General features: G+C 43.7%; 21 protein-coding genes. 5 read left to right on the top strand and 16 right to left on the bottom strand.

Features of this window, described 5'->3' with window-relative positions; translation table 11 throughout:
- Positions 1-195: 195 nt before the first annotated feature.
- The 3 genes from R8N46_RS05235 to R8N46_RS05225 form a co-directional block, all read right to left on the bottom strand.
- Positions 196-1365 (bottom strand): D-alanyl-D-alanine carboxypeptidase family protein, encoded by a 1170-nt coding sequence (locus tag R8N46_RS05235; protein WP_213972283.1) that lies wholly within the window; start codon positions 1363-1365, stop codon positions 196-198.
- A 1183-nt stretch (positions 1366-2548) separates the two neighbouring features.
- The gene (gene yghU, locus R8N46_RS05230) at positions 2549-3406 is read right to left on the bottom strand and encodes a glutathione-dependent disulfide-bond oxidoreductase (protein ID WP_005373705.1); all 858 of its coding nucleotides are present in this window, start codon (positions 3404-3406) and stop codon (positions 2549-2551) included.
- Between the two features lie 216 nt (positions 3407-3622).
- Positions 3623-4189: a TetR/AcrR family transcriptional regulator gene (locus tag R8N46_RS05225; protein WP_318098351.1), complete on the bottom strand. Its 567-nt coding sequence runs from the start codon at positions 4187-4189 to the stop codon at positions 3623-3625.
- 99 nt (positions 4190-4288) lie between these two features.
- On the opposite strand from R8N46_RS05225, the gene R8N46_RS05220 reads away from it, so the two are divergent.
- The gene (locus tag R8N46_RS05220; protein ID WP_054576134.1) at positions 4289-4831 is read left to right on the top strand and encodes a dihydrofolate reductase family protein; all 543 of its coding nucleotides are present in this window, start codon (positions 4289-4291) and stop codon (positions 4829-4831) included.
- Between the two features lie 64 nt (positions 4832-4895).
- Here R8N46_RS05220 and R8N46_RS05215 read toward each other — a convergent pair whose 3' ends face one another.
- From R8N46_RS05215 to R8N46_RS05205, 3 genes are all read right to left on the bottom strand, one after another.
- Positions 4896-6350, bottom strand: a complete 1455-nt coding sequence (locus tag R8N46_RS05215; protein ID WP_213972240.1) for a sucrose-6-phosphate hydrolase — start codon at positions 6348-6350, stop codon at positions 4896-4898.
- Positions 6351-6381: 31 nt separating this feature from the next.
- Entirely contained in the window at positions 6382-7305 is a 924-nt protein-coding gene (locus R8N46_RS05210; RefSeq protein ID WP_115386520.1) for an aminoimidazole riboside kinase, read from the bottom strand.
- Positions 7306-7470: 165 nt separating this feature from the next.
- Entirely contained in the window at positions 7471-8910 is a 1440-nt protein-coding gene (locus R8N46_RS05205) for a sucrose-specific PTS transporter subunit IIBC (RefSeq protein WP_017819848.1), read from the bottom strand.
- A 235-nt stretch (positions 8911-9145) separates the two neighbouring features.
- Here R8N46_RS05205 and R8N46_RS05200 point away from each other — a divergent pair, with 235 nt between their 5' ends.
- Positions 9146-10132: a LacI family DNA-binding transcriptional regulator gene (locus tag R8N46_RS05200; RefSeq protein WP_017819847.1), complete on the top strand. Its 987-nt coding sequence runs from the start codon at positions 9146-9148 to the stop codon at positions 10130-10132.
- 63 nt (positions 10133-10195) lie between these two features.
- On the opposite strand, the gene R8N46_RS05195 is transcribed toward R8N46_RS05200, so the two are convergent.
- The 7 genes from R8N46_RS05195 to R8N46_RS05165 all read right to left on the bottom strand — a co-directional run bounded on the left by R8N46_RS05195 (position 10196) and on the right by R8N46_RS05165 (position 18001).
- Positions 10196-11569 (bottom strand): carbohydrate porin, encoded by a 1374-nt coding sequence (locus R8N46_RS05195; RefSeq protein ID WP_104976248.1) that lies wholly within the window; start codon positions 11567-11569, stop codon positions 10196-10198.
- A 992-nt stretch (positions 11570-12561) separates the two neighbouring features.
- Positions 12562-13137, bottom strand: a complete 576-nt coding sequence (locus tag R8N46_RS05190; protein WP_033906347.1) for a hypothetical protein — start codon at positions 13135-13137, stop codon at positions 12562-12564.
- Complete coding sequence (locus R8N46_RS05185) at positions 13134-13685, bottom strand: AHH domain-containing protein (protein WP_050550087.1); 552 nt, start codon at positions 13683-13685, stop codon at positions 13134-13136. Before R8N46_RS05185 ends, R8N46_RS05190 begins: the two co-directional genes overlap by 4 nt.
- Positions 13686-14125: 440 nt before the next feature.
- On the bottom strand, positions 14126-14845 hold the full coding sequence (gene fabG / locus R8N46_RS05180; RefSeq protein WP_042523233.1) for a 3-oxoacyl-ACP reductase FabG: 720 nt from the start codon (positions 14843-14845) through the stop codon (positions 14126-14128).
- 300 nt (positions 14846-15145) lie between these two features.
- On the bottom strand, positions 15146-15940 hold the full coding sequence (locus R8N46_RS05175; RefSeq protein ID WP_213972241.1) for a metal ABC transporter permease: 795 nt from the start codon (positions 15938-15940) through the stop codon (positions 15146-15148).
- A 2-nt stretch (positions 15941-15942) separates the two neighbouring features.
- Entirely contained in the window at positions 15943-16869 is a 927-nt protein-coding gene (locus tag R8N46_RS05170) for a metal ABC transporter solute-binding protein, Zn/Mn family (protein ID WP_025767961.1), read from the bottom strand.
- Positions 16859-18001: a hypothetical protein gene (locus R8N46_RS05165; protein WP_017633595.1), complete on the bottom strand. Its 1143-nt coding sequence runs from the start codon at positions 17999-18001 to the stop codon at positions 16859-16861. Before R8N46_RS05165 ends, R8N46_RS05170 begins: the two co-directional genes overlap by 11 nt.
- A gap of 208 nt (positions 18002-18209) precedes the next feature.
- On the opposite strand from R8N46_RS05165, the gene R8N46_RS05160 reads away from it, so the two are divergent.
- Positions 18210-18881, top strand: a complete 672-nt coding sequence (locus tag R8N46_RS05160) for a cupin domain-containing protein (protein WP_054574565.1) — start codon at positions 18210-18212, stop codon at positions 18879-18881.
- Between the two features lie 73 nt (positions 18882-18954).
- On the opposite strand, the gene R8N46_RS05155 is transcribed toward R8N46_RS05160, so the two are convergent.
- The gene (locus tag R8N46_RS05155) at positions 18955-19194 is read right to left on the bottom strand and encodes a YdcH family protein (protein ID WP_005373737.1); all 240 of its coding nucleotides are present in this window, start codon (positions 19192-19194) and stop codon (positions 18955-18957) included.
- Between the two features lie 228 nt (positions 19195-19422).
- Between R8N46_RS05155 and R8N46_RS05150 the strand changes: the two genes are divergently transcribed.
- Positions 19423-20226, top strand: coding sequence for an SDR family NAD(P)-dependent oxidoreductase (locus tag R8N46_RS05150; protein WP_213910124.1), 804 nt, complete (start codon positions 19423-19425; stop codon positions 20224-20226).
- Between the two features lie 77 nt (positions 20227-20303).
- Here the strand turns inward: R8N46_RS05150 and R8N46_RS05145 are convergent, their stop codons facing one another.
- Both R8N46_RS05145 and R8N46_RS05140 read right to left on the bottom strand, forming a co-directional pair.
- Positions 20304-21206, bottom strand: a complete 903-nt coding sequence (locus tag R8N46_RS05145) for a LysR family transcriptional regulator (RefSeq protein WP_017633593.1) — start codon at positions 21204-21206, stop codon at positions 20304-20306.
- A gap of 80 nt (positions 21207-21286) precedes the next feature.
- Complete coding sequence (locus R8N46_RS05140) at positions 21287-22156, bottom strand: AraC family transcriptional regulator (RefSeq protein WP_005387011.1); 870 nt, start codon at positions 22154-22156, stop codon at positions 21287-21289.
- Between the two features lie 125 nt (positions 22157-22281).
- On the opposite strand from R8N46_RS05140, the gene R8N46_RS05135 reads away from it, so the two are divergent.
- Positions 22282-23430: a PLP-dependent aminotransferase family protein gene (locus R8N46_RS05135; RefSeq protein ID WP_017819834.1), complete on the top strand. Its 1149-nt coding sequence runs from the start codon at positions 22282-22284 to the stop codon at positions 23428-23430.
- The last annotated feature ends 208 nt before the right edge of the window (positions 23431-23638 follow it).

The raw sequence follows: 23638 nt of genomic DNA, 5'->3' as shown, positions 1-23638 counted from the left end.
GTTCTAGTTTCTTTTCTCTCGCACCCAAAAACACAAAACGCTCTTGGTCAGGTAAAACACACCCTTACAAGAAGGCCTGCGTTTTAACGCAACGAGTATTCCAAAAACGTAAGGCGACCACGTTGGTCACCTTAGTAAATTGATTTAATAGAACATTAACAAGATAGAGTGATAAAGACAGAAGTTCGCTACTGTTTAGAACCAGCTAGCGACCAATTGCTTAAACCAGTCTAAAATTCGCTTGAATAAACTGCCTTCCTCCACGGACTCCAATGCAACGAGCTCGGCTTCATTTACGACCTTACCTTCGACTTTGTAAAGCACTTTACCAACCACTTGTCGCTCAGAAATTGGCGCAACTAAATCACCGTTGTATTCAACTTCCGCTTGCAGTTTTTTTACATCTCCTTTTGGCAAAGTGAGATAAACATCATTAGCTACGCCAACAGTAAGCTCGTCTTTTTCGCCCATCCACACTCGAGCTTTCGCAAGTTCCGCACCCGCCTCAGTCGGCATTACCGTATCGTAAAAGCGGAAGCCATAACTTAACAGCTGCTTGCTTTCTGATTCACGAACATTCTCACTCTTCGCTCCCATCACTACGGCAATCAAACGCATATCACCTTGTGTTGCAGAAGTCGCTAGACTATAACCCGCACCGCTTGTATAACCAGTTTTCATGCCATCGACATTCATACTACGATCACGAAGCAAGCCATTACGGTTGTATTGAGTGATGCCATTGTAAGTAAAAGAGGTTTCGCTATACAGCGGATAGATATCAGGTAAGTCACGAATAATCGCTTGTCCCAACTTGGCAATATCATAAGGTGTCGAATATAAACCGTCACTGTCTAGGCCGTGAGGGTTGGTGAATGCCGTGTTAGACAATTCAAGCTTGGCGGCCCAACTATTCATCAAACTCACAAACCCTGATTCACTTCCCGCAACATGCTCAGCAATAGCGACACTGGCATCGTTACCAGATTGAACAATCAGACCACGGTATAAGTCAGACAAAGAAACGGAAGTATTGACTTCAATAAACATTTTTGAAGAATCTGGGAAATTTTTTGCCCAAGCATTTCTGCTGATGACAACCTCATCATTCAACGTAATATTGCCTGTATTAATTTCTTGACCAGCTACATAAGCAGTCATCAACTTCGTTAAACTCGCAGGGTTTAAACGTTTGTGGGCATCACGTTCAACCAGTACTTTCCCCGTATGGAAGTCCATCAAAACATAACCACGAGCACTGAGTTCTGGCGCATTTGGCACAACTGAAGGCGCAGCATAAGCCAACGAGGATACAGCAGCGAACCCTGTAATTAACACTGTGTGTAATATAGTACTTTTTCTCATCATGACATCTTATCTTAGTAGCATTTAAGGCTTACAAACGGTACCCGAATGAATTCAAAGCGCGGGATTACCTAGTTAAAAAACGAGTATATTGAAACGGCGCTCAGTTACAGCCACCTTGTTACGATTGGTTACTTTTACTCAATGTTTGTCGAAAATAATGAGAGGTAGGTAGAGCTTTCGTCTTGAAGAATGAAACAGGAGCGAAAATAATTCCGTAACGCTATGTTTTTTGAGAGGAGAGAAAAAGCGCACAAGTCAATTCAGGGAGTAAGTTGGTATAGGAAAAGTAGTTGAGCTTTTATCCATATCTAAATAGGAAACAACAAAAACAACCAACAATAAGCCCAGTTAATTACTTACCAAGAAAACATATTGAAAACGCATCATAAAATCGCAATTAATTATCGATAAATTTAAAAACCTCAGATTATAATTTATGTAAATTTAATTTATTATTAAATCGGAGAAAAATACAGCTTTCCTTTCTTAAAACTAAGAGACGATTTTTTCGATGTTTTTAGGTTTATCTCATCAGAGAACTTGGTATAACAGTGAGGGATAAGGCATCCGGACTTAGCGCGAAAGGATAACCCACTGTTATTTAAGTTCACACGCTGCTTTTTAATGACTAGAGACTTTAAACTGCGGTTACCTTCGGTTTGTGCGGCTATTCTTTGACGTATCCCAACCCAGTACGACTCAAACGACGACATCATACATATCCTCTTTCATGATATAAGCATTAATAATTAAACATCGCTAAAAGCTAAGCTTGTCTTAAATAAAAGTACTAGAAATTAATTTTATTTCTTCAAAACAAATCAACCCGCATATTCCACATAAATTTATTGGTTATGTCAAATATTAATTATCATTAATTTTATTTATAATGGATATAAAATCAGTTTATAATTTTTAAATAATTTAATTATTAGAAAGCAGTATGACCAGTCCATATTTAACATGGAAATATGAGCTTTGTTTTGCATCATAATATATAAATACATTAAAGATTCATCTACGAACTAAATGCTCTTCAAGAGGTGATATAAATTAGCATTTCGAGACTAAATGAGAATAAAAATAGCGCACCGTATATGGTGCGCTATAGATTTGATTAAGGTCACTGTATAAGCATAGATAAAACTAAACTCATTTGACGTAGCTAGGCCAAGATTGCTTATGGTTTAAGTTTCAATACTTTATCAATATCTTCTGCGCTGTGGCGCTCAGGTAACTGCTCCCATTCTTCACCCCATGAACGGTTCACAATTCGACCACGTTTTACCGCTTCACGCTCATCAATTACTTTTGCCCAACGCACAACGTTTTTGTAGCTTTCTACGTCTAAGAATTCAGCCGCATCGTAAGCACGACCCAACACAAGGTTGCCGTACCATGGCCATGTTGCGATATCAGCGATGCTGTACTCATCGCCACCTAGGAATTCATTGTTCGCAAGACGCTTGTCTAATACATCTAACTGACGTTTTGCTTCCATTGTAAAGCGGTTGATTGGGTACTCGAACTTCTCTGGTGCGTACGCGTAGAAGTGACCAAAACCACCGCCTAGATATGGCGCAGAACCTTGCAGCCAGAATAACCAGTTCATTACCTCAGCACGCTTAGCGCCTTCTTTTGGTAAGAAATGATCAAACTTCTCTGCTAGATAAAACAAGATGTTGCCAGATTCAAACACGTTCACTGGCTCAGAACCCGAACGGTCAACCAATGCCGGAATTTTAGAGTTTGGGTTAACAGCCACAAAGCCAGAGCCAAACTGGTCGCCATCGCCAATCTTAATCAGGTATGCATCGTATTCTGCTGCCGTTACGCCAGCCGCCAAAAGCTCTTCAAACATGATCGTCACTTTCTGACCATTTGGGGTACCCATTGAGTAAAGTTGGAATGGGTGCTCACCAACTGGAAGCTCTTGCTCATGACGTGCGCCAGAATCCGGACGGTTGATGCTCGCCCACTGACCGCCGTTTTCATTATCGTTTGTCCAAACTTTTGGTGGAATGTATTCGTTAGCCATTGTTTTCCCTTATTGTGTTTGAATGCATCTTCAAACTGACGGGTCTTACGCGCCAGCAAGCATTATTAACATCACCTCTTCGCCAACTGCGATTAGGCATACTCAAGATATTAGGTCGAATTCGCTAAATAAAAGTCCTGCAATCTCTTTTAGTTAGAACCTTTGGTTATGGGATTTTCTTTCACGCTATAAGTAAAAACGTCGCGATAATGTGAACTAGGTTCGAGATGCCAATAACGAAGAACAGATCAGATTCAACGGCCCATCCATCATCTCCGTCTGAATCAAACTCGTATCGTGGCAACAACTGATCGAGAAAGCGAACCCGTGTAGGTAATCTGCCAATAGATCCAAACTGTCTTTCTCCACTTGCGGAGACGGTGCCAAAGGCTGAACAATGATTTGATAGCGCTCGGTAAACACTTGAGCAGGGCCATACGATGTCATGCTCAGCATGGTTTGCAATAACCCGTTGTACTCACGCAGCAGTTCAATGTAGCTAATACACAAATTTTTGAGTTCGCCTTGCCAATCTTCATTCACTTTCGGTTGATAAATTTCCTCCACCAGCGATGTGGTCAACGCTTCAAGCAACGCATTCTTGTTTTTGAAGTAGTAATAGATCGCCATAGGATCCACATTTAATTGCGTCGCTAACGAGCGAATACTTGGTACCTTGCTATCCTTTTTCATCAATGACTTAGCTGTATCTAGGATGCTTTCTGCGCTTAACTGCGACTGCTTAGCGGCTGGTCTCCCGCGTTTCTTTTCGTTGACAGACATTTGATCTTCTCGATAAACTCATACTTATTCTACATTGTAGAATTAATTTTAAACCATACTTTAGCTTGGCTCAAGCATCACCATTTTGATGAGGTACTCATGGCAAATATCGTATTTATTGCAACCAGTCTGGACGGTTACATCGCAGATAAGCAGGGCAAACTCGACTGGCTACATTCAGTACCAAATCCAGACAACATTGATACTGGTTTCTTCTCACTGATGGAGCGTATTGATGGCTTGGTAATGGGGCGCAACACCCTAGATGTCGTACTGAGCTTTGATTGCGATTGGCCATACAGCAAACCTGTGTTTGTACTCAGCAATACCATGACAGAAGTGCCACAAGGCTACGAAGACAAAGTCTTTCTAGTAAAAGGCGAGCAAAAAGATGTGCTTGCGGAGCTAAACGCAAAAGGCTTTAACGATCTTTACATCGACGGCGGAGTGACGATTCAGAACTTCCTGAAAGAAGATCTTATCGATGAAATGGTGATCACGCGCTTCCCTATCCTACTTGGCGGCGGCGCGCCACTATTTGGGGATTTAGAACAACCGCTAAACTTCAAAGTCACCAAGAATGAAGTTGTTCTGGATACCTTAGTTCAAACAACTTACGTGCGTGATAGGCAGTTAAGTTAGATAGTTAGAAAGAAAAACGCCCTTCACTAAATCAATGAAGGGCGTTTTAATGTATTCGAAACCGTTACTTAGCTGATTCAAACAAACCAGAAATACCTTTCAAAGGGAAAAGCCTTGCTTGCTCCAACCCTCTCAACGTTACCGTATTGAGGTCATCAATAAAGAAACGACTGGTCATCGTGTGTTTGCCGCCATTAATGAAAATCTCGATGACAGAATTGTCGATATACATCTCAATCGTCTGCTTAGCGTCCAATCTTGGTGCTTTTCGAATACCACCAAATTCTTCTGCGTACAAATGAGACATGTGACGACGGTCCAGCATAAACTCGTGCTTTGTCGCACTAAAGACGATGTTGTCACCTTTGAGGTTACTCAGCTCAAGTTCAAAGCCATCGCCCTCAAGGTCTAATTGGATCAAACAACTTGTGCTTTCCAGTGTATGAGACTGTGCAAAGACCACCTCTTCTTTTCTTAAACTCTCCAATTCAGGGAGTGGAGTTTGAACAAGAAAACCATCTTTCAACGTTAGTTCTCTAGGAAGAGACAACATTCCTGCCCACTGGTGTGTGACCGATGGCGTGTCGATTTCTGGCAACCCTATCCATGCAATAAGAATGCGACGCCCATTCTCATCTAAATAGGTTTGTGGGGCGTAGAAATCAAACCCATAATCTGGCTGTAAAATATCTTGGTGGTTTTCTAAAGTCATCGACTCTAGGTTCAACTGATCACCCACGATATACGCGACAGAATAGATGTTTTTGAAATCATAAGGATTACTACTGCTCACGCCCTGTGGAGAAAACAGCATCACCGATTGACCATTAATCTCAAATAAATCAGGACACTCCCACATGTACCCAAGGTCAGAGAACTTGGTCTTGATAGGACCTTTATGCTGCCACGTTTTCAAATCTTTGCTTTGATAGAGCGCCATAGAACCATGCTCGGTTTTGGTTTGAGCACCCACCACCATCAAATAGTCGTCGCCTTTCTTCCAAACTTTTGGGTCACGAAAGTGCTCCGTGTAATGTTCATTTTCGATGACCACTCCATTTTTTTCAATGTTGCCTTCCGAATCCATAGTGGCAAAACATTGTGTTGGAATTCGATTCCAGTTTTGGTCACGCTTATTACCAGTAAAAAACAGCAAAGCCTTGTTGTTTTCCACCAAAGCACCGCCCGAATAGACACCATGTGAATCGTAGTCTTGGTCGGGATGAAGACCCACGCCATGATCTTTAAAATGGATGAAGTCTTTAGTAGAAAGGTGGTACCAATACTTCATTCCATGGACTGGTCCCACAGGCGTCCACTGGTAAAAGATGTGGTGCTCACCATTGAAATAGCACAACCCATTTGGGTCATTTAACAGCCCAAATCTAGGGGCGATATGAAAACTAGGAAAGCCTTTATCTTGCTGACGTGAAAGTGTCATTTCTTCGATATCACACTGAGGGATTTGCTCAAGTCGACGATATCTTTGCTCTACAGTCCAACGGTTGTTTAAGCTCATAATTTTTCTCAACTGAAATTGGATCTGAAGATCATTGCCCAATAAATTGCAGCAACTCTGTCTGGGTCGGAAGCGCGGTCATTGCGCCTTTTTGCGTCGTCGCTAATGCACCACTGCCATTTGCCCATTGAATCGCAGAGCTAACAACAGGATGATTTTTCCAATCGTCATGCCGAGACAGGCATGCCAGTAGCCCTCCGACAAAAGCATCACCCGCACCTGTGGTGTCAATCGGACTAACGACTTGACCTGTGATCAGTTCACTCTGACTTTCAAAGACGCGCCAAACACCTTTCGCACCTTGTGTCACCAAGACCAAAGCAATATTCAAAGAGGCTATTTGTTGTAAACCTTGCGCCATCGACGTTGAGTCAGTCAAGAACAAAAGCTCTTCTTCAGAGAACTTAACCACATCGGCCATCGCTACAGCCTTCATCACGACAGCTTGGATTTCTGATTGATCTTGCCACACTTCATCACGCAAGTTAGGGTCAAAGCTAATGAAACCACCAGCGGCTTTTGCTCTTTTGATCGCCTCAAATGTGCTGCTTCTACTTGGCTCATTTGCCAGTGAAATTGAGCAAACGTGTAGCCAGTCACCTTGCTTAAAGTTTGGGATGTCTTCAACAGACATAAACTGATCAGCGCTCGGTTTTACCATAAATGTAAAGCTGCGTTCCCCTTGATCGTCTAAATCTACCACCACTGTTGATGTTCTTTGCTCAGGGTCTTTAACGAGAAACTCCGTGCTCACGCCCTCTTGATCGAGCGTTGATTGCATGAAGCGACCAAATGGGTCATCACCTACACGTCCAAAAAACGCACTCTTACCAGATAGACGAGCAATTGCTACGGCGACATTCGCTGGTGCACCACCGGGACATTTGAGTAAAGAAGTCTCAGATTCCGGTATTAGATCGACAACTGCATCACCAGTTACCCATACTTGATTCATCTTGCTTACCTTGAAATTAAAGCCCTGATAGTCCAACGTGTTGAACACCTTCACTACCAAGTAAAAATTGAAAAAGGCTAGCCAAGCCATTAGTGCTTGGCTAGCATCCCAAACATTTAGGAAAAGAAGTGGATTTTGGGGGACTCCACCCCTAAGGAGTTCAGATTAAGCCGCTGCTTTTCTACCGACTTTAGCGCGGTCACGCATACCAAGAACAATGGTGAGAACAAATGCGGTCAAGAACGCGATCACCATACCCGCGATGTAGTACCCAATCTTCTCTGGCGTAATGGAAATGATGCCTGGAAGACCAGCTGCGCCCAATGCCTGAGCTTTCACATTAAACATTGTGATGAACGCACTTGATAACGCCGCAGCGCAAACTGCCGCAATAAATGGGTAACGTAGTTTTAAGTTAACACCAAACATAGCCGGTTCTGTAATACCCAGCAAACCCGTAACACCAGATGGAATCGCAATACCTTTCATCTTCTTATCTTTGCTCATCACGCCCACCGCCAACGCAGCCGCTCCTTGAGAAACGTTAGACATCGCCGCAATAGGAAAGATAAAGGTGCCGCCCGTCGTCGCAATATCCGCAAGAAGTTGAGTTTCAATAGCAATGAAGCTGTGATGCATACCAGTAATAACAAACGGCGCATAAATAAGACCAAATACCGCACCACCAACAAAGCCAGCAGTGTTGTATAGCCAGTTCAGACCATCACCCAATAGGAAACCGATATCACGCGTGAACGGACCGACGACAGTAAACGTCAGCAAACCCGCTATGAAAATCGCCAGTAATGGCGTTAAAAGGTTGTCTAAAACAGAAGGTATGACTTTACGTAAGCCTAGCTCAACCTTCGCAAGAATGAATGCCGATACCAAAACCGGTAACACTGAACCTTGGTAACCCACTTTTTGGATTTCAAAACCAAGAATATTCCAAACCGGAATGTTGCCAGACACAGATGCGCCGCCGAATCCCCAACCATTCAGCAAGTCAGGGTGAACCATCAACATACCTAGCGCTGCCCCTAAATATGGGTTGCCGCCAAACTTCTTGCTGGCTGAAAATGCCAACAGGATAGGCAGGTAAACAAACGGCGCGTTTGCAAACGTGTTGATCATGTTCGCCAAGTCTGTCAGTCCTGGGTTGGCATCAATCAAAGATTTGCCATCAATGAACAAGCCTTGGGCAGTCAATAGGTTATAGATACCCATCAACAAACCACCAGCGACGATTGCGGGAATGATTGGGACGAAAATATCAGACAGCCCTTTCACCGCGCGCTGAACGATGTTTTGTTTCTCTGCGCCAGCAGACGCAACGTCGTTGGTGGACATTTCACTCATACCCGTCAACTTCGCCATTTCTGCATAAACTTGGTTTACGATGCCTGATCCAAAAATGATTTGGTACTGACCCGCAACTTTGAACTGCCCTTTGACCCCTTCAAGGTTATCAATCGCTTGTTCATCTATTTTTTGCTCATCTGCAACGGCAAGGCGTAAGCGTGTCGCACAATGCGCAAGTGCGGTGATGTTGCTTTTACCACCTAATAGAGTTAACAACTCTTTTGCTACTGCCGGATAATTCATTTCATACCCCATTGGATTATTATCTGAGCTTGCGAAATTTTCGGGAACGTTTGCAAAACAGATTTTTGCTCAATAAAACCAAATGATCAAAGATAAAGCAGAGAGAATGTGAGAATGATCGTCAAATTCTCTCCCTAAGAGCAGTATAGGAGGTTAGAATCGCTACTTATCAAAGAGCTTTTCATCTTCTCTTTGCAAACAATCCCAAAAACGAAAAACAGAATGGATAGGAACAATGGCGAGTCTGCATGATGTCGCCCGTCTGGCTGGCGTATCAAAATCAACAGTGTCACGGGTTATAAACGATGAGTATGGCGTAAAAGAAGCGACAAAACAGAAGGTCCGCCAAGCAGTAGCGGAGTGTGGCTATGTGCCGAACCAAGTCGCTAAAGATCTAAAATCTCAAAAGACCAATCTGGTTGGTGTCATTGTTCCTCGGGTTTCCTCTCATGCCACATCCCAAGGTGTCGATGGATTAACCGATGTCCTTGAAAAAGCCGGGAAACATGTCTTACTTGCTAGCACTCACCAAGCCCACGAAAAAGAACTGGAGTACATTCAGATCTTTAACCAAAAACGGGTTGAAGGGATCATTCTTTACGCCACCCACCTCGATTCCAAACTGGTAAAAGCAATTCAAAACTCAGCCGTTCCAGTTGTGCTCGTCGGTCAAGATGGTTCCATGTTTAATATTCCAAGCATCATTCATGATGACGCACGAGTAGGGTTTGAAGCGGGAAATAGACTGGTTGCAAAAGGTTGCCAAACCATGGGTTTTATTGGTGTGCAAGGTGACGATATCGCGGTAGATAAGCAACGCTCTGAAGGATTTGTTCAAGCGCTACAGCATCATGGTTTTGAGATCGCCTTCCATGCTCGTGGTGACTTTACCATCGATTCTGGCTATTCATTGGCAAAACAACACTTAACAAAGAACCCTAAGCTAGATGGCTTGTTCTGTGCGACAGACCGTATTGCTATCGGTGCGATGAGAGCGATTCAAGAGCTCGGGTTAACACCGGGTAAAGACGTTTTAGTTCTAGGAGTTGGTGATGATGAGCTCGCATCAGTGTGCACCCCAACCTTATCAACATTTAACTATGCATTTGATAAAGCGGGTGAAAATGGTGCGAAACTGCTACTAGATAGAATTGCCAACAGAAGTTTTGAAATGAGTAAGATGGTACTAACATTCAAAACAATTGAGCGTCAGTCCTGTTAATGAAAAAGCGCCAACTGAAATCAGTTGGCGCTTTTCTTATTACTCTTTGTCGGTTAGATCCCTTTAGAACCAAGTTTCCATTTGCAGTGCAAACAGAACTTCACCACCATCACCCATCGTTGCAGCACCCGCATCCTGGCTAATCGAGTAGCCATTCAAGTCTTCGCTCCAATCAACGTAGCTAACTGCAAAACGTAGCTCCGGACGGTCAAAGAAACCTGCAGCGGTAGACATCTTAAGCGTTGGTGCAATTGTCGCTTTGTAAAAACTGCCACTTGCTTTATCAATCGCATTGTCTAGGTCCATGTATTGGTATGAGCCTTCATAAACCATCTCAAAGTTCTGCGTAAACTCTTGCGCTAAGCGGATGTTGAACGATGCCCACGTAAATTCATCATTTTTAGCAAAGCGATCTTGGCTGTGTTCTGCTAGCAACGCAGGTGCTACACGCCAGTTGTCGCCGATGCGTGTTACACCATAGCTGAACAAGCGTACGGCTTTTGCGTCTTCTAACAAATCTCCGTTTGAACCGATGCCTTTAAGTTCCGCACCCAGTCCATCACCCATCAAAATACCGGTTTTAGAGAAGCCTTCACTCATGCCAAAGAAGTTATCGCCATGGTAAGCAAACATCGCATGTAAACCTTTGTCCGCTCCGCCTTCTACGCGATCATTGTTATCAGCAGACGTCATGCCGCTCAGCATCAATTGCCAATTACCGAAGCGGTTGTTCATTGTCGCGATATAGTTTTCAACATCTGTTGACGAGCTATCAATCTCACCAAAATCACGACCATAGATCGAGAAGTTTGCTTTCCACGAATCGCTCATTTGGACGTCATACACACCAGCACCAGTACCAGATAAGAAAACAATATCCGAGTCAAAGAAGTGAATGTCAAAGTTATCACGGTCAAATCGTTTACCTGCCCAAAACGTTGCGTCAGCAAACGCACTTGATTCAGAGAACATGCTCAACTTGTTTAGCTCAGCATATATCTGACGAACGTTTAATTGACTCTCACTCGCTGTCCATTCGTTATTGGTTTCCGTACTATCTGCCAACATGATTCGGAACAATGCGCTGGAACCATCATCTGCAAAGCGTTTGTGAATAAGGTTTGCTTCCACATAATGATCATCCTCAACCCCTAATCGTCCAATTGGCGCGCCAATAGCACCAGCTGCCGTCATGTAAGGACCAGTACCCACTGCACCATTCAGATCATCATTAATGAGCAGCCCGGAACGAGCGTAGCCATGAAACTCAAAGCTTGAGGCTTTCTCATTTGCTTCTGTGGATGCTTTTTCTGTCTGCTCAAGTCTCTGTTCTAATTCATTAATTCGCTTTTCAAGAGCGTCAACATCTGTTGCTGCGAATACAGGTGCAGTAACCAGTCCAAGCGCTACTGCCATCGTCAAAGTGTGTAGTTTCATTTCCATAGTCTCACGTAAATTTATACTTAGGCATATTGCAAACGTTCCCAAGAAAAATCGCAAACTTATGGTGACTTTAAATGTCCATCTAAAGCCTGAATTTCAGAGCGCTCGTACTCAGAGCGTCTCTACTACTTATATCAATGAGGGCGATAATATATAAACTTTTCGGGAACGTTACCGTTAAGAGGCCATTTTGTTACTTCTATCACGTTCAATAGTGTTACTTACAGAAAAATCATTAACCAGCGCACATTTGAATTAATTGTTAGCGCTAGAGGAAGTAGTTTGAAGGTGACAGGCTACAAAGAAGGAGTTTAATGTTCATTTGAGAGAATACTCCCTCGCTTCCCTATGCTACTTGATGGTAACTCATCTCTATTTATTGATGAAAAGTAGCAGCTAAGGTTGAACGTAACTAAGAGCGAAGCGGATCTCGATACCTTGGTTCAAACAACATGAAAGGCTGTTAACGCCCTTAACTTTCGTGAAGAGCGCTTTGCTATTCTAATTCAAGCTAACGAAACTCATTTTTGGAAAATTGAGTTATAGATTTTGCTAAATTAGCATTTAATGGACAATTATAGATGTTACAAATCCTTTTGTCGGTTGGCCAAATCAACCCACTCACTACATATTAGAAAGGAATCTCGACTTAATAGTTCTTCTCGGGCTTTCTCAGCTTCTCATTTTCATTACGCTTATTAAAACTGCGCTAATTAGTGTATTCGATATAGTCGCCTGTAAAAAGCGGCTCCCCGTCCTCTTTGATACTAGAGATAAAGACTGCTTTGCAATCCCGCCACCTAACGCCTCGACTGCATGATTTCATATTCTACTGTTACTAAAGAAAAGACAGAACTAGCAATAAATGCAACTTCTAATTTGGCTCTACTGTGAAAAACCACGACCCGATTAACCCACTAACATTAGCTTAGGTATTGCAAATTTCTAGTGTAGTGGTTGGATTCATTAACCCCATTGGTCAACTACTAAAACGGATCCAGCAAATCTTCATCAAACTTAAGTCCTTCTAGTCCATGCTCTTCGCACAAAAGCTTGAAAGATTCTGTAGCATAGAGCACTGTACAGCCTTGTAAGCGAGATTTGAATACATAGCGTGGTTCGATATCCTCTTCATCAAATTCAATGGTTTCCAGACCATCTTCAAAACCATCGGTATGTTTCTTAAGGCACATAGACTCATCTTCAGCGCCAAAACTAAGGCAATTAAAAGCATATATGGTTTCGTCACCAACGTTTATAGGCAAGAACTCCCCCTCAGACGCTAGTACCGATTCTAGCTTATCGCATGCACCTGCAGTTAGCGCTAGATATGTGCTATACCATGTTGATATGTCCGGCATCGTAGAGTTTTTTCCTAAAACATCCTCAAAATCGCCAACCACACCATCTTTCCAAATTGGTAGTAAAGGCTCATTAGTAGAAGGCTGCAGTCGGAGTTGCCTTACTAGCTTTTTATTACCAAGCTGATTAGCAAGATTCATAATATCCAGAGTTAGAGTTTTAAACTCCTCAGGGCGTTGCTTTAACTGGTAGATTTTCATGATTGACCGCTCCAGCTAGTGTCTTTCTTTTCAATAATTTTCTGCGGATATCCACCATGCAGAAGTTTGTGCTTTACTCTTTGTAAGCGACTAATCATTGCCTGCTCAGGCAGCATTGGAGAACTAAACGTATTCACAATCCATGATTCATAGTTATACCGATGTATCTCTCGATGAGCTGGTGCTTCACTGCCTGCCCAGTGACCTTTGTCATTTTTATAGCGAGGTAGCCAAGCGCCATTCAACGGGTCATTGATTCCAATACCGTGAGCATGAAGAGCTAATCGTGTCACAACAAGTCTAACCTGCTGAAACCGCCCTTTACCCGGAATGATATGATGTGGGTCATGGATGCTACTCGGCTTAGGTTCACCAACTGCAGTGAGATTACGAGCCAGCACACAAGTCGGATGATGAGCCTCCTCGAACAACTCATCTTCATCTTTCAACTTGTTTTCAGCACGGCATGTTTCAAGATCCTGCTGTAGCATCACCTGAGAAGTGATCTTTTTTCGCTCATGCTGAAGGTGTGCCCAATCCTTTTCCAAAGCATCAGTACGCTGCTTGCAAGCTTCTTTAGATTCATTGTTAAGCGCAACACTATTCTTTTTGTCGTGATATTCAGGCCGCTTGACATTCGTAGTAATAAATAACCAACTCTAATGCAGATGGGTTGCTAGGTCGAATAGGCTTTGGCGTATACTTCACAATTCCTTCCTTGTATGTTTGGTCAATTAGATGTGACTGGCACAACAGCTTTAATAAGAGCTGTAAGCTACCAGAAAACAAGTGGCTACAAAACACTCAATACAATCAGTTTCTTCGCTAATAAAAGTAAGCAATTATACCTTCCATCACGTACTATTGACTGATTCCACTGAATCATTTAAGAGCAAAAAAATACCAGCAGGTCAATTAATGTTCCTCAAACAAAAACCCCCTTCACATAAATAAAGGGCGTTTGTTATTTGACGTTTTGATTAGCGAGCTATAACACCAGCCCACCGTCAATCTTGAGCACTTGGCCTGTGATGTAGGCGCTCTTGTCTGAGGTTAGGAAAGAGACGCCATTGGCAATATCTTGAACTGAGCCCATGCGCCCTAATGGGGTTTTGCCTTTCATCATTTGAATGACTTTCTCTGGCAGGTTCTTGGTCATGTCGGTGGCGATAAAGCCTGGCGCGACACAGTTGACGCGTATCTGTGCACCCTTTCTTGAAAGTTCTTTCGCCCAGCCTTTGCTCATTGAGATGACGCCGCCTTTACTTGCGCCGTAGTTGCTCTGGCCGATATTACCATCCGTTCCCACTATAGAAGAAATGCTAACAATACTGCCTGTGCCCTGCTCTAGCATGACAGGAGCAACACGTTGGGTGAGTAAGAACACCGCTTTTAGGTTCACGTCGATCACGCTGTCCCAGTCTTGCTCTAACATGTCTGGCAACAGTGCATCTCGAGTGATGCCCGCGTTGTTAACCAGAGCATCGATTCTTCCGTGCTGCTCTACAACACTTTCTACCACTTCACTGACAGCTTCGGCATCACACAAGTTGACTTGATAACTGCTTAGCTGCGCCGACTGGCTCCATTCCACGGGCGATATGTCTAGCCCGATTACGTGGAATCCATCCTCCAGTAATTGCTCACAAATCGCTTGGCCAATACCACGAGCCGCACCAGTGACTACTGCTACTTTTTCCGGTTTCATCTTGGTCTTCCTTAAATGTTGAGATTACAAATTCGCTTGTATCCCTAGCGTTTTTTGTTTTTATGCCTAGTCGCGTTACAGCTGCGCTTCTCATACGCAGGGTCTTTTATATCTTATAAAAACTATAGAAACAGTCTGGGAGTCGAATGTGAACTAATCAAGGCAACTTGATGACTATGGCAAGATCAACGTAAGAAAGTGTGTTGGAAGGCGCAAAGTTACACGATTGGAGGACTTGGATAGAAAAGTATTGGTCTGATTAATCAAATACTACTTCATCAGACCAATATTACTTGTCTCTTAATCTCTTACAAAAGCTGGTTTTGTTATTATCACCAGAAAAGGCTGAAGCAAGAGATTAAACAACATGCCAGCAATAAACAGGGTGATCACAATACTCGCACCACTCGGTAAGTCATAGCGAGCCGATGCGGCAATACCCGATAAGATCCCAACAATACCAATGCTGATACTAGCGACAAAGAATCGAGTTCCCTTCAATGCTGCCGCACATAAAGCTGGAATAACCAACAAAGCAAATTCTAAATAAATGCCGGTTAACTTGACCGTAATGGGCATCAGGATTGCAAAGATCAGATAAAAACCACTACCGCGCATAAACGCAGGTTTTAACCAAACCAATAGCAACATCGCAGCGGTAATGAGTGCCAGAGGCCAAACGTCTGCCCAAGTCGCCCATAACAATTGCCCATTAAGAATGCCTTGAATAAAGTCTCCGCCGTGTGGGTCTTTACTCACCAGCAGGATCGCCAGCGATGCAGACACGACAAACAAGCTGCCAATCATGGGCTCTAAATGTTGCTGGTATCGTTTCTCCATTAAGGCAATCAAACCGCAAAGCATCAAAGACATCACCCAAGGGCCAATCATTTCGCCAAAGAATGAGCCTGAGAACAGCGCGTATTGGCTCAACCAGTAGTGGCTTAGTGCTGCCCCCAATGCCGCAACTTGCGCCACCGCCAAATCTATAAAGATGATCTGACGATTAAGAACTTGTTGCCCCAGAACGATGTTGCCGACCAACGCAATTAAACCACACAAAACCGCAGGTAAAAGCCATGCATAATCCGCCATACTTAGATCCTCACAGGAACGGGCGGCACTAACACATCCAGTAAATCATCAATGACCTGATCGTACATCTCATCCAAGCTTTCACCCTCAGAAACGGTCAATGGCAGTTGAATCACAGGTTTGTCAGTATGATCTTGCAACCAGTTCGCTGGACGCTGATCCTGATGAGAGGAGTAAACAATCGCATCAAAACTGTCGGCATTTAACTTGGTGAGTGATTGCAGGTGAGATGTGGTCGGTGAAATGCCCGGTTTAGGTTCGAGATCGGCAATCTGCTTCATTCCGAGCCAATCGTACAAATAACGATACGTCGCGTGATAACCGACAACTTGCTTACCCTTTAAAGCAGCCCCTTTCTCATTCCATTCTTTAAGCTTTTTACGCCAATGAGCACGAAACTTCATACCATTCACTTGGTAACTTTGTGCGTTGTCGGGATCAATCGCTTTTAGGCGCTCCGTGACTTTACGAGATAATGGAATCATGTCATTTGCCGCAAATTGAACATGTGGGTTACCGTGAGCGTGTATATCTCCCATGCTACGGTCAACGTGAGCATGAGTATCTAACATGCGCACGAAGTCCGTCGCGTAGATCATGCTCGGCGCACCATTTTGCACCGCCGCATTGCTGCTACGAACTTGCAGCATAGGTAACCACCCCACCTCTAGCTCTGCGCCCGAACACATTGCCATGTCCGCTTGGCGCATCTTCGCAATCAAAGAAGGACGAGCTTGTACGTAATGTGGGTCTTGCTTAGCCGTTGTCGCTGAATAAATACTGGCATCTGGCGCGTGGCTTTCAAGAAAGGCTTTCCATTCTGGCTCACAAACGAAAATGTTTAGAGCCGAAGCAGGCGAAGCAATGATGGCAGCTCCTGCCGCCATCATCACCAAACTGCATTTATTTAATGTCAGCTTAGAACGCATGAGCACCGTGCGCTCCAAATGTCATCACGTATTGCAGAGTGAACACGTTGTCTGTCTCACTGTCTTGGTTATCAATGCGAGTGTATTGCGCACGGATAGTACCGAAGTGAGAAGAATCCCATGCGATCATCGCATCCATTTCTTTATCATTCAGCTCAGTAAAATGCATGTGGTCGCCATGTGCATGACCATCGTAGCTTTCTGCTTCGCCGTAACGTAGACCTGCTGACCAGCTTGGGTTGAAGCGATAAACACCCGAAACATAGTAAGCGCTTAAGTTGTCTGGTGACTCTGCATCGTTTTTATATTTGCTATCTACCACACCGTCTAACAGCATGTATTCAGCCGATAGCGTGAAGTTGCTGTATTTGTAATTACCGTCTGGTGCCCATTTCCAAACAAAATCAGCACCGTAAAGGTTCGCACCTGTCACTGCTGCGCCATGATGGTGATCGTGCTCATGCTCTTCTTCATGACCGTGGTCGTGATCTTCGAATTCTTTAACCTTGCCGTTTTCGTTACGCAGGTAACTTAAACCAAACTGCCAACTTGAAGATTCGGAGAAGTCACTACCAAGCTTCAGCGTCGTGGTGTACACGCCAACTTCAGAACCATCTTCAACAGAAGACATTTTGCTACCACTGAGCGCTTCTACACCAAGTTTTACATAAAGGTCGGTTGGCAACACGATGTTTGCACGTACACCATCATCGTAGTAGTGCGAGCCAAGGAAAGTACGATAAGCAATTGGACGCTCAACAAAGCTATCGGTGTGCATGTGTTGGTTGTTCAGGTAACCAAAGTCAGATAGGAATCGGCCAGCGCGCACGTTTACACCATATGGCAATGCCAAAGTTTCGATGAATGCCTCTTCAAGCTCTAATTCTGTCTCATCACCATGACTTTCAAGAACCGCGGTCAATGCGCCGTAAAACTTGTCGTCGATATTTGATGAGAAGTTTAATTCCGTATGGCCTAGACCAAAGCCTTCTTCGCGCTCAGAATTATGACGTTGGCCATCTTGGTAGTAGCCATCAACAACAACACCAATCTGTGGGTTCGATAGTGTGTCGGCAAAAACAGGGGATGCAAAAATGCTACCGATCACGAGAGACACTAATTTCTTATTCACTACTTTTTCCTTTTTGTTATGTTATAACATTTAATTTTGCGATGTTATAATATAACAATTCTCATTACACAAGCAGAAATTTAAATTAGGCTCCGATTTCATGTTCGTACTCAATCCATGAATTGGGCTATCAACAAATGAATCAATTGATGTTTTTTATACGTATACTAATGAGAATTAGTAATTAAATAAGTAACGGAATTTCAATATGTTGAATATGGATTTTTCAAAAAGAATCGTGATAGATACTGCTCAACAGGAGTGGATCGCCAGCCCTTCCAAAGGTGTGTGGCGCAAACCTTTGGAACGAGAAGCCAAAGAATCAGGGCATACCACCAGCGTCGTTAAATACGAGCCAAATTCGCAGTTTTCGACTCATCCTCACCCTCAAGGAGAAGAAATATTGGTGCTCGAGGGAGTATTCTCTGACGAATACGGTGACTACCCTGCCGGCACTTACCTTCGTAACCCTCCAGGAAGTCAACACGCACCATTTAGCAAAGAAGGCTGTGTGATTTTAGTTAAACTAAATCAGTTCGAATCTGAGGATCTTGAAACAGTTCGCATTAATACAAACCAAGCGAGCTGGCAGAGTGGTGTCGGTGGGTTGCAAGTCATGCCGCTGCATAATTTTGAGCACGAACATGTCGCGTTGGTTAAATGGCCAAAAGGTGAGAAGTTTCAACCACACCGTCACTTTGGTGGTGAAGAAATTTTCGTATTGTCAGGAGAGTTTAGAGACGAGCTAGGTACCTATCCCGCTCTCTCTTGGATTCGAAGCCCACATATGAGCGAGCATTTTCCTTTTGTAGAGCAAGAAACGATCATTTGGGTAAAAACTGGTCACCTGCCGCTCCAAGCTCCTGCTCAGCACTCCTAATGTTTGCACACTTGGCATCGTCCATTGGAACTAAAATCGGCCCGCAATTTACGAGCCGATGATCATTTCGTCACTAAGAACCCATTATTCGCGAGTGGAGCCAGTCTTTGAGCTCAGCCCGGTTATGTTTTAACACGTTCATTTCGTGATCATCAATCGGGCTTCCTTGAAGTTCTAGTACGCGGATTTCCTTATCTAAAGCATTGTAGTTTTTAACGGTTTCAGCAAATGATGCATCGTTTTCGGTAAGCTGAGTAATGGTATCCAAATGTTCTGGGAATTCATGAGTTAATGAGTGATTTTCACCTAACATAGAGACCTCTTGGCTATTATTTGAGTACAAAACAGTGCCTAATTTTTGAGCACCACATGTATAACCGTAGCATCTAATGAGACGTTAATTCGTCGCACCGTCCACAAAAAGAACAACAAAGTTATTTTCAATTTTTCCTAGAAAGTGTTTTCTTTTTAGTCTCAATAGTCGAATGCAAAAGATGCCACTATGATCGTTCTATAATAACCCTCAACAATGAGAGCGATCATGCGAAAGACAATTCTAGTTACTGGATCTACTGACGGTATTGGTTTAGAAACCGCGAAAATGTTAATTAACCGTGAACAACACGTAATAATCCATGGCCGGAATATAGATAAAATTCAACAAGTTGAGCAAAGTTTGAGGGAGATGAAAAGTGGTAAAGTTGAAAGCCTTGTTGCTGATTTATCCTCTCCCAATGCGGTAAAACAGATAGTGATGGAGATAACAGAACGGTTCAATCGTTTAGACGTCATCATTAACAATGCTGGTGTGTACGCAACACCAAATCCAAGAACTAAAGAGGGTCTTGATGTACGCTTCGCAGTCAACACCATTGCTCCCTACTTACTCACTAGAGAGCTATTGCCGTTGCTCGGTGATACGGGTCGTGTGGTTAATTTGTCTTCAGCTGCACAAACAACAGTAAACACTAGCGCTTTAGTCGGTAATAAACCATTGTCAGATGGCGAAGCATATGCCCAAAGCAAATTGGCATTAACGATGTGGTCACGAGCAATCGGACTAAAGCTTAAGAACACTGGCCCTATGTTGGTATCAGTAAACCCAAAATCATTCCTAGGTAGTAAGATGGTTAAAGATGCTTATGGGGTTGCTGGTGGTGATATCCGCTTAGGAGCAGATATTCTAACTCGCGCTGCGCTATCAGAAGAGTTTGCTCAAGCGCATGGTATGTACTTCGATAATGACATTGAAGCATTCGCGCCCCCACACCCTGATGCATTAGATCAAAGCAAAACACAGCAGATAATTGATAGTATTGAATTAATCCTAAGCAAACTCTATTAATAACAATTAAGAATTATCTTGAGGTTCGTTTTTATTCGGACCTTAAAAACAATGTATTCGATAATTGAAACTTATTATCACTTTTCCGCAAACTCCCAATAAGGTGGCGTGCCATAGTATTCAGCAAAGTAATCAATAAAGGCACGCACCTTAGGCGCAATTAAACGAGAGCTTGGGTACACAGCCCAAATCCCAGCATCCATCGCTAAAGGGTGATCTTCGAGTACTTCCACTAGCTGACCACTTTGTAATTCTTGATAAACACTCCAAACCGAGTTGATAGAAATACCTAACCCGTTTACCGTCGCGTCTCTCATCGCATCACCATTATCAGTTTTAAAACGACCAGAAGTTCTTACATTGACCATTCCATCTTTTGTATTGAATGACCAATTATTCATTCCAACTAAGTTAATACATTGATGATTCGTCAAGTCTTGGGGCTTGTTAGGCCTCCCAAATTGTTCAATATAATCTGGTGATGCAACGATAATACGACGATCTGGCGCAAGCTTTCTTGCGACCAATGAAGAATCTTTCAACTCAGCGACACGAATGGCGACATCGAAACCTCCCTCAACCAGATCAATAATGGAATCAGAAAATCGGCAGTCCACGGTTAACCCTGGGTAACGCGCCATAAAACCTTTTAATGCGGGCACAATATGCAAGCGACCAAAAGTTGCAGAGGCGGTTATACGTAATACTCCCGTTGGCGCGCTCTGCCCTGAGCCAACAGCTCCCCTTGCTGCCTCCACTGTTGCAAGGACCTCCTCCGCGTGAGGTAAAAAAGCCTGCCCTTCTTCAGTTAAGGAAACTTTGCGTGTGGTGCGATGAACTAAACGAACTCCTAAGCTGTCCTCAAGTTTGTTGATGTGCGCACTAGCGACAGCAGGAGAAAGTCCAAGCTCCTGACCAGCCATGCTGATGTTGTGTGTCGAAGCCAAACGGACAAATAGCTTTACATGATCGATGTTCATTTAATTTTCAATTATTTGTAAAAAATCACCATATAGAGCTTAGCATTTTCTTCCTTATGGATAGTAAATAAGTACTCCGGTTAGAAAAAACTGATGGGAAGATAGAAGTCCAGCTCAAACGCCTCATCATGGCTGAGGAAATGGTTTTTATGATAGTGAACATAAGCGGGAGTAGAACGCTGCTTAAAGCCTGAATTCGGCAACCACTTCTCTAACACCATACTCAATTGAGGAAGAAGCTCTCCATATACGCCTGTTAAGCGAAAAACAGCATGTAAACCACCCGGAATCGTCATTTGATTCACGACACCGCGTACTTTAAGCGGCTTATCAATCGCCATACAAGCCACATAGCGACACTTATCGAGCTCGACCCAAGCGGGGTTGGAGTGATGCAAACCGTATTGAACCGAAAAGTCCCGATTCTCAGAGCTTGCCCACGCCTTCAAAATTAGCCACGCATTGCGAATGGAACGGCTATAACCCTCATGCCGCACATAAGCCGCAAAGCGTTGTGGAACCTCCATAATTTTAGGTTCTGGCAACTCGCGTTTAGCAACCCGATGATAACCCGCAGCCACTTCCGGATCTTTTAGATACGGCTTTTCTGCGACTTGTAAATCATGCTTTCGCCACGCGCCAGGAGACATAGCGAACGTTGCTTTAAACGCTCGGCTAAAAGAAGATACCGAGCTAAAGCCGCACTTGTTAGCAATGTCTAACACCGATGAGCTGGTATCAAACATCAGTTGATTGGCGGCGTATTCCATTCTTGTTCGACGGATATATTGATGGACAGACTCCCCTACCACATCTTTAAAAATACGATGGAAGTGCTGTTCAGAATAGGCTGCTACATCTGCTAGCTCTTTAGCCGATAAATCTCTGCTAATGTCCTGGTGAATGTAAAACAGCACGTCATTGATTCTGGAAACTTGTTGATGGCTCACGGAGTAAACTTTCGCTTAAATAGCATAAATGGACATGTTTAACAGCATAAATGGACACACCAAGCTTGGCAATTTACCTATACTATTTCTGACATAAAAAAAGACAATTACGAGAAGCACAGCACATGGAAATCGCACAGTCATTACAACAAACTAAGTCATCCTACATCCGAGAGATCCTCGCAGCAGCGAGCGATAAGAACGTCATTTCTCTTGCAGGTGGCTTGCCGGACGAAAAAACCTTCCCGATCGACTTAATGAAACCGACGCTCGAAAACCTCGCTAATATGCCAGAGGTGTTTCAATATGGCGCAACAGCAGGCTACGCCCCGCTACTTAACTTTTTGACCGATTATTACCAGCTGCCGGAATCTCATTTGGCTATGATCACAACGGGCTCTCAGCAAGGGCTAGATTTGATTGCGCGTGCGTACGTAAATCCGGGCGATAAAGTGGTGATGGAAGCACCGAGCTACCTTGGTGCTATGCAAGTATTCGGTCTAGTGCAAGCCAACATCGTGACCGTTTCACAAACCGAGTGTGGCCCAAACCTTGAAGAACTCGAACAGTGCTTTGCCACGCAGCAACCAAAAATGTTCTACGCCGTACCCGATTTTCACAACCCAACGGGCGTATGCTGGGCGCTAGAGACTCGCCAAAAAGTTGCCGAGCTTTGTATACAATACGACGTGGCGTTCATTGAAGACGCACCATACCGCGAGCTGCGTTTTTCTGGTGAAGCGCTTCCACTGGTTTCGGACTTCTGCCCACAGCACTCCATCGTATTGCGCTCTTTCTCCAAAATAGCTTCACCAGGCTTGCGTATTGGTGTAGTTACGGGCAAGAGTAGCTACCTTGAGCCACTCATCAAAATTAAACAAGGTGCCGATCTGCACTCTAGTATTCCTATGCAAGCTTTGCTGCATGGTCTACTGCAACATGACAACTTCGAAACGCACATTTCAACCATCTGTGCGCTTTACAAATCACGTTACGATGTCATGTTTGCTGAACTGCAAAAACAGCTGCCAGAAAGTTGCGTACTCAAACCCGTCGATGGTGGTATGTTCGTTTGGGTCGAGATTCCAGAATGCGACACCTTCGAACTGGCGAAAAACCTTCTCGCAAACTGGGTTGCTGTAGTGCCTAGCCCGGTCTTTTATCCAGAAGGTTCAAAGGTAAAAGCCGCTCTGCGTCTTAACTTTACCAATGCTACACCAGAAGAACTGACGACCGCTGTCTCTCGACTCGCGGATGTCCTCAACACGTTGTAATTGAACGCGAGTGTAAGAACCTGCCTTTGAGATTCAAAAAAAGTCTCAAAGGCAGCATCAAAAAAGTTCCCCAAAAAAATTTATATTTTTCCTTCAAATCAACTCTCTACAGTAAGTGCCTGTTTTCTCTTGAACCTCTCACTCATATAAAAATGAGAACTCAATCACGTATTTGATGGTTAGAAAAGTTACGTCTATCTTTCAGTCA

It is taken from the genome of Vibrio sp. 1874, assembly GCF_033344395.1.
In the GTDB taxonomy this organism is placed as follows: domain Bacteria; phylum Pseudomonadota; class Gammaproteobacteria; order Enterobacterales; family Vibrionaceae; genus Vibrio; species Vibrio alginolyticus.
Note: the sequence above shows the minus strand (reverse complement) of the source record. Positions and strands in the feature narration are given on the sequence as shown.